This is a genomic window from Phycisphaerae bacterium (assembly GCA_018003015.1).
Taxonomy (GTDB): Bacteria; Planctomycetota; Phycisphaerae; order UBA1845; family PWPN01; genus JAGNEZ01.
In genome coordinates this window covers 43,159-60,755 of the sequence record JAGNEZ010000038.1, presented here as the reverse complement: position 1 = coordinate 60,755, position 17,597 = coordinate 43,159, and the positions used below count along the sequence as shown (strand labels likewise).

The 17,597-nt window shown below is 63.5% G+C and carries 12 protein-coding genes; 8 read left to right on the top strand and 4 right to left on the bottom strand.

What is annotated here, in order from left to right; translation table 11 throughout:
- Positions 1 to 355: 355 nt before the first annotated feature.
- The 4 genes from KA354_16260 to KA354_16245 all read left to right on the top strand — a co-directional run bounded on the left by KA354_16260 (position 356) and on the right by KA354_16245 (position 6,237).
- A complete protein-coding gene (locus tag KA354_16260) occupies positions 356 to 988 on the top strand; it encodes a helix-turn-helix domain-containing protein (GenBank protein ID MBP7936196.1) in 633 nt (210 codons plus the stop codon).
- A 275-nt stretch (positions 989 to 1,263) separates the two neighbouring features.
- Entirely contained in the window at positions 1,264 to 1,620 is a 357-nt protein-coding gene (locus KA354_16255; GenBank protein ID MBP7936195.1) for a hypothetical protein, read from the top strand.
- 9 nt (positions 1,621 to 1,629) lie between these two features.
- On the top strand, positions 1,630 to 2,583 hold the full coding sequence (locus KA354_16250) for a type II secretion system protein (GenBank protein MBP7936194.1): 954 nt from the start codon (positions 1,630 to 1,632) through the stop codon (positions 2,581 to 2,583).
- Positions 2,584 to 2,871: 288 nt separating this feature from the next.
- Positions 2,872 to 6,237 carry a PQQ-binding-like beta-propeller repeat protein gene (locus KA354_16245; GenBank protein MBP7936193.1) on the top strand — a complete coding sequence of 1,122 codons (3,366 nt, stop codon included), beginning with the start codon at positions 2,872 to 2,874 and terminating at the stop codon, positions 6,235 to 6,237.
- A 253-nt stretch (positions 6,238 to 6,490) separates the two neighbouring features.
- On the opposite strand, the gene KA354_16240 is transcribed toward KA354_16245, so the two are convergent.
- The 4 genes from KA354_16240 to KA354_16225 are packed head-to-tail and all read right to left on the bottom strand — an operon-like array spanning position 6,491 to position 10,699.
- Positions 6,491 to 7,603: a DUF2961 domain-containing protein gene (locus KA354_16240; protein MBP7936192.1), complete on the bottom strand. Its 1,113-nt coding sequence runs from the start codon at positions 7,601 to 7,603 to the stop codon at positions 6,491 to 6,493.
- A gap of 5 nt (positions 7,604 to 7,608) precedes the next feature.
- Positions 7,609 to 8,454, bottom strand: coding sequence for a carbohydrate ABC transporter permease (locus KA354_16235; protein ID MBP7936191.1), 846 nt, complete (start codon positions 8,452 to 8,454; stop codon positions 7,609 to 7,611).
- Positions 8,451 to 9,401, bottom strand: coding sequence for a sugar ABC transporter permease (locus tag KA354_16230; GenBank protein MBP7936190.1), 951 nt, complete (start codon positions 9,399 to 9,401; stop codon positions 8,451 to 8,453). The genes KA354_16235 and KA354_16230 overlap by 4 nt, the downstream gene beginning before the upstream one ends.
- Positions 9,398 to 10,699, bottom strand: a complete 1,302-nt coding sequence (locus KA354_16225) for a sugar ABC transporter substrate-binding protein (protein MBP7936189.1) — start codon at positions 10,697 to 10,699, stop codon at positions 9,398 to 9,400. The genes KA354_16230 and KA354_16225 overlap by 4 nt, the downstream gene beginning before the upstream one ends.
- Positions 10,700 to 10,858: 159 nt before the next feature.
- Between KA354_16225 and KA354_16220 the strand changes: the two genes are divergently transcribed.
- From KA354_16220 to kbl, 4 genes are all read left to right on the top strand, one after another.
- On the top strand, positions 10,859 to 12,250 hold the full coding sequence (locus KA354_16220) for a hypothetical protein (GenBank protein MBP7936188.1): 1,392 nt from the start codon (positions 10,859 to 10,861) through the stop codon (positions 12,248 to 12,250).
- Between the two features lie 8 nt (positions 12,251 to 12,258).
- Positions 12,259 to 14,571, top strand: a complete 2,313-nt coding sequence (locus KA354_16215) for a glycoside hydrolase family 65 protein (GenBank protein ID MBP7936187.1) — start codon at positions 12,259 to 12,261, stop codon at positions 14,569 to 14,571.
- Positions 14,572 to 15,048: 477 nt separating this feature from the next.
- Positions 15,049 to 16,077 carry an L-threonine 3-dehydrogenase gene (gene tdh, locus KA354_16210; protein MBP7936186.1) on the top strand — a complete coding sequence of 343 codons (1,029 nt, stop codon included), beginning with the start codon at positions 15,049 to 15,051 and terminating at the stop codon, positions 16,075 to 16,077.
- 169 nt (positions 16,078 to 16,246) lie between these two features.
- On the top strand, positions 16,247 to 17,440 hold the full coding sequence (kbl, locus tag KA354_16205; protein MBP7936185.1) for a glycine C-acetyltransferase: 1,194 nt from the start codon (positions 16,247 to 16,249) through the stop codon (positions 17,438 to 17,440).
- Positions 17,441 to 17,597: the final 157 nt, after the last annotated feature.

Genomic DNA, 17,597 nt, shown 5'->3' with positions numbered 1-17,597 from the left:
GTGTTCCGAGTCGCTTGCGGAAAGCCGATCGCCGCCCGGAGCAGGTTGTCTCGAGAGCTCCGTCGGCGGCGATCGGCCGGCCGCTTCTCGTAGTGACAGGGTATGCATCAGTTCTCCGGGGGGGGGGCGCGGGGTACTGCGCACCGTTCCACCCGTAGATGACCGAGCTCGCATCCTTTTCGGCGAACGATGGTGGCAGGCAGGCAGCGATCGAGCTTCGCAGATGGCGGTTCGTTTTCTTTCCGCTAGCATTCCGATATAATGGAAGTTATCATCCAGCATCCTGGATCTCGTATCATGGAACTTACCGATGACGTACGGATACGGTTCCTGGCTCGATGAAGGACCGCCGCACATGACTGAAGGCAAGACGCAGACCGACGTTGAACTTGACAATGGAGACAGCAACGGGCGTCTCGCGCAGACGGAAGGGATCCGCCGGGCGCTGAGTGATCGCATTCGGGCGGTGCGGAAGCGGAAGGGCTGGACGTTGGAGCAACTGGCGGCCGCCTCCGGGGTCAGCCGTTCGATGCTCAGCCAGATCGAGCGGTATCAGGCGAATCCGACGCTGACGGCGGTCTATCGTATCGCCCAGGGTCTGGGGCTGGCGCTGTCGGCCCTGCTTGAGGAAGCTCACCAAGCGACGGCCATCGAGGTCATCCGCGCCGACGATCGCACCTATCATTACCGGCTTGACCGGCGCTGCCGATGGCGAACGCTGTCTCCGCTTCACTTGGAGAAGGACATTGAGTTTCACGAGCTTCTGCTCAGCCCGGGCGGGGTGTTAAGGAGCCCAGCGCATTTTTCAGGGACACACGAATTCCTGACTGTCCGGCACGGGACGGTCCGGGTGACGACGGGAGACCAGACCTGCGAGCTGTATCCAGGCGATTCGGCCTACTACCCGGCGGACACGGCTCATGTGCTGGAGAACATTGGAACCGACGACGCGGTCACCTTCATGGTGGTTGCGTACATGCGCGACTGAATGCGGATTCCGGCGGATCGACTGTCCAACCCATCGTCAGGATGGAGCTCCGAGTTCTCGGCCAGTCTGCTCAGGTCGCATAAGAATCGCACAATAATCCTTTGAACATCCTTGAAATTGGGGGCGGGCCCCATTATCCTATATAATGGATCGATGAGTAGTATAATGGACGACCTCTGGAAGTTACTGAACGGCAGCTTAAGGCGGGTTGGTCATCCGAAGGGGCGGGGAGGCGGGGGAGGTGGATTTCGCGCTCTGGGCGCAGGGGCAGCAACGTGAGCGAGGGAGTCAAGATAGCGATCGGCGTCGGGATCCTCGTGCTGGCGGGTGTCCTATACTATGTACGGTCGGGGTCTGAGAATGCCCTGACCAGCCGCAACGACTACGATACGATGATGCAATGTCGGGCGTGCGGTCACGCGTTCGAGGCCAATCTGAAGGTTGAGCAGCTGCCTCCGATCGCCTGCCCGAAATGCGGGAAGATGGACGCATGGCGGCTCTATCACTGCAACCAGTGCGACAAGACTTTCGTCCCGCAACCGGTAGGGACACCTCCGCGTGCGCCGATGATGCCGAAGTGCCCGCACTGTGGCAGCCAGTCGACCGGAGCCGCGGACCTTCCGAAGAAATGAGGTGAGTCAATCGTGAGCACAACTCCATTTCGCAAGGCGTTCACGCTGATTGAGGTCCTGGTGGTCGTGGCGATCATCGCTCTGCTGGTTTCCATCCTGCTTCCTTCCCTGACCGCGGCCCGCGAGCAGGCCAAGACTGTCAAGTGTGCCGCGGGGCTCAAGCAGATCAGCACTGCGCTGGGGTACGCGTACGAGACGTACCGGGCGTACCCGGACATCGACGATGGGGCTTCGGCCGATCCCACCGGGCGTGTCATGGCCACGTGGATTGATGTCCTTTTCACCAGGAAGTACCTCGGGGACCTCGAGGTCGGGTACTGCGCGACCGACAAGAAGCCCGACCCACTCAACCGGCAGCGAGGGCAGGCCTGGAGCTTCAATTATCCTCCCCGGCTGGGTGGCGGTCCGGGTGCCGATTACAGTTATGCCATTTCGGTGGTGATGTCCTCGCAAGGCTGGAAGACCACCGACAAGTCGGGGTTCACCCTGGGCAAGGCCACGCCCAGCAGCCTGGTCCTGGCCGGAGAGGGCAACTGGAACTGGATGCACGGCTTCGGTGCAGCCGGGCTGCTTCGGAACAATTTCGAGGTCACCTACTGGGGGTCGAACGGCGCCGCTTACCGGCACGGGACCAGCCGTTTACCCGTGGGCAACTTCGCCTTCGCGGACTCGAGCGTGCGGCCGGTCAGACTGGATCTCGGTGACACCTACCCGAACTCGGCCCTGCTCCGCGGCTTGAGGACGACGGACAAGTACTTCTGGCGTTCGGGCGAGCACACCGAGGTGGGTCTCTGGAACGACACCTACAATGTCAGGAACATCAGCGGGGGCTTCTACGACAGCACGAAGAACGAGTACCCTCTGGGCCCCGGCTCGCCCAAGGAACTTGACCCCGGCTACTACTCGGACACGAAGACCTGGGCCAAGACGGTTGTGACCCGCAAAGGCTGGGTGGGGTACTGACCGGAGCCGGCCTGGCCGCGGGCCCTGAACGGCAGGGTGGCTTCATCCCCCGGCACGGGTCGGCGGAACGAAGCAGAGGGAAGCCGAATCGGCGGTCTCTCAGACGGAAGGGCGAGGAAGAACTGTGTGGAACACGAAGGGGGAAAGTAGCGGCTTGAGGTTGGCACCGAGGCGGAGAGCCGGTGCGTCCGTGAGCCGTCCCCGTTTGACCGGACGATCCAACTCAGGGGGGTTGACGCGTGGCCTTCCCCTCGGGAACGCACTCACCTCAACAAAGGAGGAGACGGAATGAGACACCTCAAACGTTTATCTCTGGTTCTGGCACTGGCCTGCACCGCGGGGGCCGCCTCGGGGCTGGAGATCTTCATCCCGATGGATCAGCCGATGGACCTGGGCAGCGGGCCTGCCATCTACGTGCCTGCAGGGCTCAATGGCAGCCTGAGTTTCCGCTCCGACGAAACGCCGGGCTACTGCCGGAACAACTTCAACTCCGGCTGGTTCTATGGCCCGTACGTCGATTTCCGCCAGGCGGGGCTTGGCGATCTCGACTTCACCGGCGACGGATGCGCGCTGACCCTGGAGGTCGATCTGCGTTACTTCCAGACCGGCAACTACGGTGACGCCCCGGTCCGGATGCGGGCCTACAACTACGCGGCCGACGGGACGACGCTCCTCGGTTATCGTGACTACGAGTACTTCTACATGGTGCAGCGGGGAGATGACCACTACCCGACATGGAGCCACGCCAAGATCGCGTTGAACAACCCCGACCCCATCGAGAACCGCTACGGGACGACCGCCCACTACGTTGACACAAACTACCAAGGCAACACCTTCGATCCCACGAAGATCACCCGGATTCGCTTCTACGGGACGGACTGGGCGGGTACCGGCGGTGATTTCCTCGACATGAAGAACCTGCACATCTTCTCCGAGTTGCGGGTTGGGCCGGACCTGACCCTGGAAACAGCCTACCCCGGCATCCAGTACAAGAAGAACCACTTCATCACCAGCCTGTGCGCTCCCCCGGCGATTGTCTGGAGCGTCACCGGCCCGACCGGAATGGCGATTGACGACAAGGGCATCCTGACCTGGACGCCGGCGCCCAGCGACATTGACAAAACCTATCCGGTGGTAGTCCAGGCCACCAACGGCACCGACACCCGGACGGAGAGTTTCGACATCCAAGTGGTGGTCGTTCCTCCGACCATCAACACGATCTCGACGGGCAAGGCTTACGCGGGAAGCGTCTATCTCTGCCAACCCTCGCTGGCCGGGGGCACGCTTCCCGTGACCTGGGCCAAGACTGAGGGCCCCGCCGGGCTCACCGTCAACGCCACGACCGGTGCGATCGGCGGTTGGACGCCGACTGCGGCGGAGATTGGCAGCACGGTGACGATCGGGATTCAGGCCACGAATGCCGGCGGGAGCGACACCGAGGTCTGGCAGGTGCAGGTGGTCGAGGCGTTGACCGGCGGGGATGAAGTTGCCCCGCCTTGGGGCACGGTTGCCGGCAACATTTCCGGTACCCAGTCCTCCGGTGACGCCGGGATGGTTCTCCATGACGACTGGGGCAATGCCGCTCTGGTCGACTGGACCCTGGACGTGAAAGGCGCGGGCCTGGGCCCGGCCACGCACTATGGTCGGATCAGCTTTGACGAGGCCGGCAATCTCTACTGGAAGACGATTGACGGCTTCCTGGCCTCGGCCACCCCGACCGGGACGATCCGCTGGACCGGCAACGTCGCCGGCACCAACCAGGATCTGGGTGCGGGTGACATGAGCTCCCCGGTTGTTGGCCAGGGCGAGAATGGCAATGTCTACGTGACCACCGATACGGGTGTCGCGGCTTTTTCCAAGGCCGACGGTCACCGGGTGTGGGACGCGGCGCTCCCCAACACCGGCTTCACGAACGCCGGTCGGTTGACGCCGGTGCTGTACCAGGGGTTCCTGTACGTGGTCGGAGCGCAATCGGGAGACAAGGGCATTTACGTGCTCAAGGCGAGCACGGGCGAGATTGTCGCCGACCAGGTGGTTTCCGGCTTTGAATCCTCCGCCGGTGGTCAGATGACCCTGGTCCCGAGCGCTTTTGGCCCCGGGGCCCACGGCTTGTACTTCAACGCGGACGGAGGCGGGGCGGCCGGCATGTATGCCGTGGTGGCCAACCCGACGGGGGCCTATCTGGCCTGGAAGGACTACGGCGGGAAAGTGGCCCGCAGCCACGTGATTTACGTGAGCGGGGCGGAGCGAGTCTGCACCCACACGTGGGGCGATTACGGGGCCACCTTCTACGCGTGGAATCTGGACGGCAGCCTGCCGGCCTCGAGCGGCAACGCGGCCAACAACAGCGGCCACGGCTTCGAGGACCTCGGGGCGGTCGACTTCAACGGTGTCGACGTCATCGCCGGCGGCTTCAGTGGCCAGTTGGTGCGTTATCTGGGAATCAGCATTCCCGGCGCCGTGACACCGCCGCTGCCCGAGGTTGTCTATGACTCGGCCGGGTTTGAAGGTTTCCTGCTCGGGACGGTCGTCGGGCAGGACGGCTGGGCTCGGGACAACGCGGGTACACCCCAGCCCGACCCGGAGATTGTCGAAGATCCCACCAACGGCGGACATGGCAAGGTCCTCTCGTTTGCCCCCACGGGCACCAGTCCTGACGACTACACCTCCTACATGGGGGCGGTTCGTGCAGCGGCGGCCAACACCGGGGCCGGCGTCACCATCGAGTGGGATCAGTACTTCACCGATACCAAGGGTTTCATGTGGCTGGCGGACAACGTGAGCTACAATGGGTGGTACACGGTGATGCACAACGGCAGCGGGCTGTTGGGGACGTCGGGCGATTCCGGCAAGATCGCCGTCACTCCGGGCGTCTGGCAACACGTCGCGTACATTTTCAATCCTGCGGCCGGCACGGTCACCCTCCAGCTCGGCGACAAGTCGGCCACGGCGGGAACGAGCGATGTCTCCATTGCGGGCATTGACTTCGAGGTCGGCCCGGGAGCATCCGGTTCTGGCCCGCTCTACGTCGACAACGTCGTGATCAGGCAGGGGCCTGCTCCTACGCCGAGCGCTTTCGCGGGTAACGGGTACTACCAGATGGACGAGTTGTACCGCGAGAACCGCGGCTACGGCGGCCTGTTCAAGAACCAGAGCGGGCACAGCATCGTTCTGACCGGCACGAGTACGGAGAGCGGCAGCGCTCACGTGGTGGCGATGGACGTGACGGCTACCCCGCTGCTCACGGAAGCCCCGCCGCAGAATCCGCAGGACCGCTGGTTCGATTACGACACCATGTCCACCTCACCGCCCGTGGGCGGCCCGATCCTCGGCCCGACCGGGGAGGACGGCAAGCAGCGCATCTACTTCTTCCAGGGCGACACAACCGGCACGCTGGTTGCGCTGACGTTCAAGCCGCGGTTCCGGCCGGACTGCAACAACGACGGGAAGGTCAACAAGGATGACCTGGACCTTTACTTCGTCCCGTGCTACACGGGTCCGATGTTGGGCCCGCCGGTTCCTCCGGAAGGCGAGGACTGCTCGTGCGCGGACCTCAACACGGACGGCCATGTGGACCAGGTTGACTTCGGCCTGTTCCAGAGGTGTCTGAGCAATGACATGGTCACGCCGTTCGACCCGAGCTGCTATCCCTGATGACCGAGGTCATCCGTAGGAAGCAGCAGGTAGAGTATTGACGAAACCCGGGCCCCGGAGGCGCCTCGCAGGAGGCGGTTGCCGGGGCCCGGGTGTTTCTGCGACGGCGGGTTTCGTTCGCTGAGGCGCTGGAAGCGGAAGGCGGGGCTTCCGGCGTGGGTCTTGTCCGAACTCCCTGCCCGGTCGCGGCTCACCGTCTTGGCGGCGGGGCTTCAGGTGGAATGTGGGGCCGGGGGTGTCTGCCGCACGGGCTTTACTGAGCCGGGTTCTGGACGGGATCCAGCCGCGGTAGCCGCTGCTCGACGGGAGGCAGAACCCCGCCTCGAGCCGGCCGACTCAGGTAGTAGTATGCGGTACTGCTGTAGTCGTTGCCGAGCTTGTTGGCGTGGCCATGCTCGATGGAGACGTGGATCGACTTGCGGAAGCGGATCGGGTCTTCGATGTGGTAGCGGTAGATGGTCTGCTTGCCTCGCCACTTGCCGCGCTCATCGCCGCTGTAGAGCAGTATGCCGTGGAACGGCGCGGTGTACTCCTGCGAGGGACCGAAGGCGGTGTTGCACCAGTCCTCGGTGCCGGTGCCGTGCAGGGACGGCGGCCAGGGCTCACCGTCGATGAAGATCATGTCGTCGCCTTCGCCGTACCACTCGTTCTTCTGCCGCTCGAAGACATCGATGTTCAGGTGGGCGCCGCAGTAGATCCCGTCGCCGACGGCGTCGAGCATCACGTAGTTGTCGCTGTTGGACTTGTTGAGCGCTCTCGGGTCGCCGCCGAAGTGGAGCTTTTCCCGCCATTCGGTTGCCCGGTCGGGCATGAGGTGGTTGTACTCGTCGCCCCAGGCGCCGGTCGGGTTCTCCCGCCGCCACTGGACGTGGAAGAAGGCCTGGCCGTCGAGCACCGCCGGCGAATCGTAGCTTTCGTAGTCGATGTAGTAGTAGTACGGGAAGGTCTCGTCGCCGGGGTTCTCGATTTCGATGCGGGCGGACTTGTGGAACGGCATCGGCCACCAGCAGTTGAAGGCCCGCCCGTCCTGGGGGCTCATCTGCATGACCGCGGTGACGAAGTTCTTGCGCTTGCCGTGGCCGAGCCCGAAGAAATCGCCGACTGGACATTCGATGCTGGGATCGGGGCACTCGTCCCAGAAGAACCGCAGCACGACTCGCCGGAAGTAGTCCTCATTGGTGAAGAGCATGGTGTTCCAGATATGGCGGATACACCCTGGTCCTTCGATCCTCGCGATGGTCCTGGTTGTACCGCCCTCGATGTCCATCCAGTCGCGGTTCGCGCCGGTACGATCGTAACTGCTCTCCCGTCTGCTGCGGTAGTTCCGCAACAGGGGCAGAGCGGCAAGGCCGGTCATTGGGAACATAGCTGCTATCCTTTAATCCCGCTCGTGACCACGCCGCGGACGAAGTAGCGTTGCAAAGCGAGAAACACCAACAGGACGGGCACCAGGACGATCACGGCGGCGGTCATCTGCAGCGACCAGCAGGTCATGCCATAGGAGTCGCGGAAGGCGGACAGGCCGACTTCGAGAGGACGCATGGTTCGCGAACTTGACGCGAGCAAAGCCCAGTAGAAGTCGGTCCACGTCCAGATGAAGGCGAAAGCCGCGATGGTGGCCAAAGCCGGCTTCGAGCTCGGCAGGATGACGTGCCAGAACACGCCCAGTTCGCTGCAGCCGTCGAGGCGAGCGGCCTCGTCCAGGCTGTGCGGAATAGTCACGAAGAACTGGCGAAGCAGGAACGTGCCGAAAGCCGTGCTCAGGTACTGATAGGGAATGATCAGTCCCCAGTAGCTGTCGAGCCAGCCGAGTTTCTGCACCATGAGAAACAGAGGGACAATGAGCACCTGGCCGGGAATCATCATGGTGAGCAGGAACAGGAAGAAGATCGAGTTGCGTCCCCGGAAGTGGAGGCGGGCGAATCCGAACGCGGCCAAGGAGCACAGGGCCAGCTGGAACAGAACCACGCCGGTGGTCACGATCACGCTGTTCACCGCAAAGCGCCAGACCGGCAGTTCGCCGTAGGTCAGGACATAGCGGTAGTTGTCGAAATGGTATCCGCCGGCGGGGGAGAACAGGTTCGCCATCGTCGGGAGTTCGGCCCGCTGCCCGTGCAGGGAGGTGAAGAACATCCACACGAATGGCAACACGGTGCTGGCCGCGATCAGCAGCAGCACCAGATAGTGCAGTGCGGTCTTCATGCCCCGTCGGGTCATTGGGCCGCCTCCTCACGATCAAGTCCCTTGCGCATCAAGGCGATCTGGAACGCGGCTACCACCAGGATCATGGCGAAGAGGACATACGATTGAGCGCTGGCCATGCCTGCTTCGTACTTGCGCCAGGCCTCCTGGAAAATGTGGAACGAGACCACGTCGGTCGTGCGTTGCGGGCCGCCCTGGGTCATCATGTACACGGGTGTGAAGAGCTGGAAGGCGGCAATGGTTGTGGTGACGGTGACGAAGAGCATGGTCGGGGCGAGTTGGGGCAGCGTCACGTACCAGAATCGCTGCCATCGATTGCAGCCGTCCAGATCGGCGGCCTCGTAGAGTGTTTCCGGGATACCCTGCAGGCCCGCGATGAAGATCACCATGCGAGGCCCAAGTCCGATCCACATGCTCATCAACACCAAGGCGGCCATAGCCCAGCCGCGCATGGCCAGGAGATCGGTACCGAGATCGATATGGAAGATCGAGAGGTCCACGCCGCCGATGCTGCCGACCGTCTCGGTGAGGAGGTTGAGGAATCGGATGCCATGGCTGATCAGACCTTTCTCCGGAAGTAGAATCCAGATCCAGACCATGGACAGGGCGACCTGAGAGCAGACCGCGGGGATGTAGTAGAGGACCCGGAACACGCCGATGGCCTTGAGCGGCCTACTGACCAGCATGGCCACGACGAGTGCGGAGACCACGCCGAGGGGCACGCTGGCCATGGCGTAGACCAGGGTGTTCCACACGGCTCCGCGGAACAGGGGGTTGGCCGCGAGTGCGGTGTAGTTTCCGCATCCGACAAAGGGGTGGTCGCTCTTGAGCAAGTGCCAGCGGTGCAGGCTGAGGTAGGCGGCGAACGCCACCGGAATCAACGAGAACACGGCGAGGTAGATCGTCGCCGGAGCGATGAACAGATAGCCGCGCCAGTTGTTTCGAGGCCGTTCGGAAATCATGGGGCAAGCACCGCGTCCATGTATTGGGCCGCCCGCCGGGTTGCCTCGGGCACCGCGGCCGCACCGTACAGAATGTCTTCCATCATCTCCTGGCCGAAGGCCTCGCACATCGGGAAGTTCTCGACCGTCGCACCCCAGGCAGGCCGGGCGTACTCAACCGCCTGATGGAACTCCGCCTCGATGGGATTGTCCTGATCGTCCCTGGCCCGGTAGAAGTCCGCGGCCTTGCGATTGCCGGAGATGGCCAGGCCGGAGGCCACCCGCTTGATCTGCACCTGGGCGCTGGTCATGTACTTGAGGTACTCCCAGGCGAGATCGGCGTGCCGAGTTGACCGGCTGATGGCGATGCCGGTGACGTATATGATCGTCACCGGCTTGCCGGTCCGGGTGGGCAGGCCGACCACGCCGACGTCCAGTCGGCGGTCTGGGGCGTGGTAGTCGATCAACGTCCAGTGTCCCTTGAGATCCATGGCCGCCTTGCCGTTCAGGAAGGCATCTCCGCCGAGTATCTTCCGCTCGGCGATGCTGGGAGCGACCCGGTGCTTGAGGATGAGGTCGGCCAGGAATTGGACCGCTTCGACGGTGGCCTGGCCGTCGAGGTAACCGCTGGCCCGGCGGCCATCGGGCGAGAGCACGTCGCCGCCGCCGGTCCAGAGCAGCGGGATCCAGAACGGAAGGACGTTCTCGAAGTTGAAACCGTACTGGGTCGGCATCTTAGCCCCGGGGGGCATGACGGTAAGGGCTTTGCAGGCGGTGAGAAAATCGTCCCAGCTCCATCCGTTCCTGGGGAACGGTACGCCGGCCTGTCTGAACAACTTGCGGTTGTAGTACATCATCATCGGGGTGAAATCGAGCGGGACGGCATAGATAGCCTCCCCCCGACGGGTGATGTTGAGTACGTTCTCGAAGTAGATCGAACGGTCGAAGGAGGGATCCCTGGCCATCAGCGGGGCCAGATCCATGAGCATGCCGTTGTCGATGAACAATGCCCCGCAGGAGGCGTCCAGGTGAACGACGTCGGGAGCGCAGCCCGCGACATACATCATGGTGAGCTTGGGCGCGTACTGTCCCGGACCGGGGATCTGCTCTTTCTGCACGCGCACGCTGCGGCCGGCCCGATGCTGCTGTTGTTCGAAACCCTCGAGGATCTCCCGCTCGATTCGCATGAAGTCGCTTTCGACCACCGGGCTGCCCCAGTCGGTGACGCGGAGCACGACTTCGGCCGGTTCCCGCTCATCCCGGCAGCCAGCCGTGACCAAGACCACCGAAGCCCAGACTAGAGCGGAGAGGAGCTTCATTGACGAGAGAAGATACCATCGCCTCCGAGCCTTTGAAAGAGTGCGGGCATCAGATCCCCGGTGAACGGGCATTGGTGGCTGCATGGCGATCCAACCGCGTCGTCTCGGCCGAGGTGTTCCTTTGAAAACCGGAGCCAACCGCCTTACAACATCAACGATATGGAACGACTTGCCGAGTACCTGACCGTCGACCGATGCGGACCGGCCCTGGCCGGGCTGGGGGCCGAAACGGGGGTGACCGAGTTTGCCCGGGTGAGAAACATCGACTACGTCTTTTCGCCCTGGGAGTTGTATCCCCTCGCCCCCCGGACCCCTGTTCCGCTGGAGCGGATTGCCGCCTTTGCGGTTGACATGGACGGTACGAGCACGACGACGGAGCCGCTGGCGCTGCATTCGCTGGAGTACATGGTCCGGCGGTTGACCGGGCGGCCGACACCGGCCGAGTGGCCTGGCCTGGACCCGCAGCTCGACTATCCCCACGTGATCGGCAACAGCAACTTCCGGCACACCGAGTTTCTGGTCAACCGCTACCGGGACCGGATTGACCTGACCGCCCTGCGAAGCGCGTTTGTGGAGGCCGTCTGCTGGACGTCGGCCAATATGGACGACCCGCAGCGGCGACGGGACATTGCCCAGAGCGCCGTCAAGTGTGGGCTGGCTGCCCTGCTGGCCGACGGCGGGTTTCAGCGTCTGGTGGGAAGCGGGACGGTAACAACGGACAATGTCGGCCAGCTGGCCGAGCCGTTTGTCCGGCGGTTCGGCCCGGCGTTCGCGTGCCGACATGAAGGGGAGCTGGTCAGCGCCTCCCTGGACGTCTACTACATGCGGTACCACTCGATCATGCGGCGGATCGAGCAGGGGCAAGGCGAGCAGCTCAGCGAGGAGCTGCTGGGCGAGCCTGGCCGGCATCTGATCGAGCCGATGCCCGGTTACGAGGTGTTCGTGCCGCTGATCAAAGGTTGGCTGGGCCCGGAGATTGACGCCCTGTATGAGCCGCTTCGCGAGCGTCTGCTGGGTCATTCGGGCGGGGGGCACACGCGATCCGAGCTAGACGGCTACCGCCCGCGACTGGTGAGACTGGCCAACCGCTTTCGAGCCCACCCTGCCAAGCTGGCCCTGGTTACCGCCTCGATCGCGTATGAGACGCATGCGAGCATGAAGGAGGTCGTCCGGGTGATGCGCGAGCGGGTGCTGCACTGGCCGGTGACGGGCGCCTGCCGCGATCGGATTGCCGAGCGGCTGGCGGACCACACGGCGGTGTTCGATGCCTTCGTGAACGCCTCGGACGCCTGCGAGCATCGGCTCAAACCCCACCCCGACTTGTACAGCCTCGCTCTGCACCAGATGTCGATTCCCAGGAATGACTATGGCTCGTGCGTCGGCCTGGAGGACACTGAGCCGGGCATCATCTCGCTGCGATCGGCCGGAATCGGCTGCGCCGTCGCCCTGCCGAACCATGACACGTCCAGGCAGGACTATCAGGCCGCGGCCCTGGTGGTCCGCGGCGGCCTGCCGGAGTTGATCCTGGCCAAGAACCTGTTGCTCAAGTGAGGTCACCTATGGCTCCCCAGACGAGCTGGCTCATCATCAACACCCGGCACGACCCTCACGCGTTGGGCCAGCACAACAGTGTGTTCACCATCTCCAACGGGTATCTGGGGATCAAGGGCAATCTGGCGGAGGACCGCGACGGGTACAGCCCGGTGACACTGATCAACGGCATCTACGACGAGCTGGACATGTTCGGCCAGATCCGTGTCTCGAGCGAGGAACGGCGTTATCTCGACGCCCGGCACTTTGACTCTGCCGGCCGCAGTCCGGCCGTGGCCAATCTGCCGAACCCCCTGCTGGTTCGCGTGTTCGTCGACAACCGCGAGTTGACGCTCACCCGGGGCACGATCTCGCATTTCAACCAGACGCTGAACCTGTCGTCGGGGGTTTACGGATACCGGTTCGATCACGAGGATGAACGAGGGCAAGTCACGCGCATCCTCATGATGCGTTTTGCCTCTCAGCGACACCCCCACCGGGTGTACATGCGTTACCAGGTGACTCCCCTCAACTACCGCAGGCGGGTTCGCATCCTGAGCGGCATCGACGGCCGTGTCTACTCGAACACCACGCGTGAACGCCAGTTCGTGGTTGTCGACCAAACGGCGGAGCCGGCGGAGGCGTGTCATCTTCGGGCGCGCACCCTTGTCCGCAAGCACGAGATCGACATGGTCGTGGTCAACAGACTGGTGGAAGTAGCTCCGGTGAGTGAGCCCGAAGCCGTGATCGAGCACGACGCCGTTTACACGGTCTACGAGTTCGAGGAGCCGCCTGAAGCACCGATTGTTCTGGACCGGTACGTCGTCCTGACCTCCTCGGAAGACGCTCGCCTCGGGGTGGACGTGGATTTGGAGCAGGAGATCAGCGGCGCCGTCGAGTGTGAGCTCGGGGCCCTCGCCGAAGTTGACACGATGTCGCTGGAGCGGGCTTGGGACCGGGCCGACGTCGAAATCGAGGGAGACGAGGTGGCCCAGCGTTACCTTCGCTTTTGTCTCCATCACATTCTGGCGGCCGCCCCCCGGCACACCGACAAGCTGAGCGTGCCGGTCAAATTGCTCACCGGCGAGTACTACCAGGGCAACACGTTCTACGATACCGATACCTACATCGTTCCGGTCTACACGTTGACGGATCCTGAGGTCGCGCGTCATTGTCTCCATTGGCGATGGCTGGGCCTGGAGCCGGGCCGGAGGATCGCCAAGGAACTCGGTTACGAGGGAGCCAAGTTTGCCTGGCAGGCGGGACCGTTCGGCGAAGAGTGCCTGGGCAAGTGGTGGCGTTTCACGCACACCAACATTCACATCAACAGCGATGTGTCCTGCGCGGTGATGCAGTATTACTGGGCGACGGGCGACCGGACCTTCCTGCACCGTCAAGGTGCTGACATTCTGGTGGAGACCTCCAGGTTCCTCGCGTCCCGGGCCCGGTACGACAGCGGCCGCGACGCCTACGACATCTTCGATGTGGCCGGGCCGGACGAAGGCCACTGCGAGAGCACTAACAACTTCTATACCAACTACCTGGCTACACGCAACCTCCGGTGGGCGGCTGAGGTGCTCGAGGGCATGCGGCGTGACGATCCGGTCGCACACGCGGAGTGCGTACGACGTCTGGGCCTCGCCGAGGATGAGCCGGCCCAATGGCTCCGGGTGGCCGACCGGTTGACTCTGCTGTTCGATCCGGCCACGAAGGTGTATGAACAATGCGAGGGGTTCTACAAGCTCAAGCCCGTGCCGGACGACCTGCTGGCCCGGCGCAAGGTCTGGTTTGAGACGGTGTTCCCCTACCAGGCCCTCAACCAGCCGGACGTGGTCATGGCCATGGTCCTGTTCCGTGACGACTTTGATCGGGACGTGCTGAAGGCCAACTGGGACTTCTACAAAGACAAGAGCATGAACTTCTCGTCCATGAGTTTCGCGCTCAACGCGATCATGGCGGCCGAGATGGGCGAGATGGACCGCGCCTACCGCGAGTTTCTGATCTGCGCTGGTTCGGACATCGACGAGGAACTGACCGGGCGCAAGGACACCTATGCCGGCCTGCACGGCACGGCGGCGGGTGGCGCCTGGATGGCGGCCGTCTTCGGTTTCGGCGGAGTCTGCCTCTCGGAGACGGGGCTGCGTGTGAATCCACGGCTTCCGAGGCCATGGCGAAGCATGCAATTCAACCTGCAGTACCGCGAACACCGGCTGCTGTTTTCCATTGACCCGGAGGAGGTCCGCATCAGAGACCTGGGGGCCCTCGGACCCGATGTGCAACTCACGGTCGCCGGCCGGCCGATCACACTCACCAGTGGAAAGGAATACGGGGTGGACTATTAGGGCCGGCGAGGCGAAGGGCAAACATACTCACGGCGGACCGTTCGGCAGTGTGGATCCAGGCACCCATGAAGAGCCGGCGGTCGTGGTGCCGCTGCTGCCAACCCAGCATCCTTCCTGCCAACCGAGCATGGGGTGGTGGGCGATCGCATGAATGTGGCCTGGGCGGCGTCGCTCGGGCAGCGACGGAGCGTCCCCTGGCGAGGGCGACGGCCGCCGGCAAGTCCCGGTTCTTCCCGGCAGTTGACAGCCGGCTGATTTGCGCACAAGATGGCATACCGAGGAAACCCGAAGTGTTCGAATTCTCGCGGATTCTCGACAACTCGGGGGACCGCGTGTTCAATATAATGGACTCCGGCACAATATACCGGAAGACGGCCGAGGCTCTCTCCGGCGGACACCGGGCCATCCTGCCGGCTGGCAGGATCCGCAGGCCGACCGGTGCCTGGCCGTTGCGTTCGGGAGGTGGCTGTGCACAAGATGAAAGCGTTAGTCAAGGCGTATCCACGTGAAGGTCTATGGCTTGAGGAAGTGCCTGTCCCTGAGATGGGTATCAACGACGTCCTCATCCGGATTCTCAAGACGAGTATCTGCGGCACGGACGTGCACATCTGGAACTGGGATGCCTGGGCCCAGAAGACGATTCCGGTGCCCATGACCGTCGGGCACGAGTTTGTCGGCATAGTCGAGAAGGTGGGGGCCAACGTCCACGACTTCAAGCATGGCGATCTGGTCAGCGGAGAGGGGCACCTGGTGTGCGGGCGATGCCGGAACTGCCTGGCGGGTCGCCGCCACCTGTGTCCGAACACGGCTGGGGTGGGTGTCAACCGGCCGGGGGCTTACGCGGAGTACCTGAGCATCCCGGTGACCAACGTCTGGGCGGCGGACCCGCACATTCCGCTCGAGCTTCTCAGCAGCTTCGACCCGCTCGGGAACGCGACCCACAGTGCCCTGTCGTTCAATGTCCTGGGCGAGGACGTCCTGATCACCGGGGCGGGGCCGATCGGCATCATGGCCACGGCCATCGCCAAGCATGCGGGGGCTCGGTACGTCGTAGTCACGGACATGAACCCGTACCGGCTGGCCCTGGCCAAGAAGATGGGGGCCACGGTGGCGCTGAACGTCAAGGAGGGGACGCTGAAGGAGGTGCAGAAGCAGCTCGGCATGCAGGAAGGTTTCGACGTCGGTCTAGAGATGTCGGGCAATCCGGCCGCGTTCCGCGATCTCATCGCCAACATGTGCCACGGCGGGAAGATCGCTTTGCTTGGCATTCTACCCAAAACGGAGATCGACTGGGACTACGTGGTCTTCAACGGCCTGACCATCAAGGGCATCTACGGTCGCGAGATGTACGAGACCTGGTACAAGATGACGGTGATGATCCAATCCGGCTTGAACATCGCCCCGGTCATTACTCACCGTTTTCACTATACCGAGTTCGAGAGAGCCTTTGAGGTCATGCGTTCGGGCAACTCGGGCAAGGTGGTTCTGGACTGGTCGGAGAAGTAGGCCGCGGAAGTGGAGCGTGGGGCAGATGGGCAAGGCGGCTGCGGGGTTTGGCCGCAGGGCGGGTGATGAAGAGGGCATCTCGGAACACTGAAGGCCCGCCGGCGAGACGCCGGCGCCATGCGGCTTTCCGGCAGGTGGACAGGCACGCCCAGAAAGGAAGGACACGCCGATGTTCAAGACGATGAAGAGCCACGTCAGTGCGACGCTGGACGAGATTCGCCAGAGTGGCCTCTACAAGGAGGAGCGGGTCATTACGACGCCCCAGGGTTCGCGGATTGCGGTTCAAGGCGGAAAGGAAGTGGTCAACTTCTGCGCCAACAACTACCTCGGTCTGGCCAACGATCCGCGTCTGATTGAAGCTGCCCAGGCCGGGCTGAAGCGGTGGGGTTTCGGGCTCTCGAGCGTGCGGTTCATTTGTGGCACGCAGGGCCTACACAAGCAGCTCGAGGCGGCAATCACCAAGTTCTTGGGAACCGAGGACACGATCCTGTACAGCTCCTGCTGGGACGCGAATGGCGGGCTGTTCGAGACCGTGCTGGGCGAGCAGGACGCGATCATCAGCGATGAGCTCAACCACGCCAGCATCATCGACGGGGTTCGGCTGTGCAAAGCCCAGCGCTATCGCTACAGGAACTGCGACATGGCCGACCTGGAAGCCAAGCTCAAGGAAGCGGCCGGGGCCCGCATGAGAATGATCGCCACGGATGGCGTCTTCTCGATGGACGGCAGTATCGCCCCGCTGGCCGACATCTGCGAGCTGGCCGACAAGCATGATGCGGCCGTCATGGTGGACGACTCGCACGCCACGGGCTTCATCGGCCGGACCGGGCGGGGCACCCATGAGCACCGCGGCGTCGTCGGGCGGATCGACGTTCTGACCGGCACCTTCGGAAAGGCCCTCGGCGGAGCGACCGGCGGCTACACCAGCGGTCGCAAGGAGATCATTGATCTGCTCCGGCAGCGGAGCCGGCCGTACCTGTTCTCGAACACGCTTGCTCCGGCCGTGGCGGCCTCGACGCTCAAGGCCCTGGAGATCGTCTCCGGCTCGACGGAACTCCGCGACCGGCTGGAGGCGAGCGCCAAGGTATTCCGGGCGGGCATGGCGGATCGGGGGTTCAGCATTCCGGCCGGCGAGCATCCGATCGCCCCGATCATGCTCGGCGACGCGGTATTGGCCACGAAGATGGCCGCCATGATGCTCGAGGAAGGCATTTACGTCATCGGTTTCAGCTATCCCGTGGTTCCCAAGGGCAAGGCCCGGATCCGCGTGCAGATCTCGGCAGCTCACAGCCGGGAGGACCTTGACCGGGCGATGAACGCTTTTGCCAAGGTTCGGGATCGATGCGGGGACGGGAGGAAGTGACGAGCCATGCTTGATGAGAGCCGCGTTCCGCTATCGGTCGCAGGCCGTGAGCGAGGCGGAGGACCGGTCGCCGAGTGAGCACGGGCAGGAGACTGAGAAACAGGTGAGGCACACAGCCTGTCCCGAGGAGATCGCCTCACCGCGGGTCGCAGGTTCT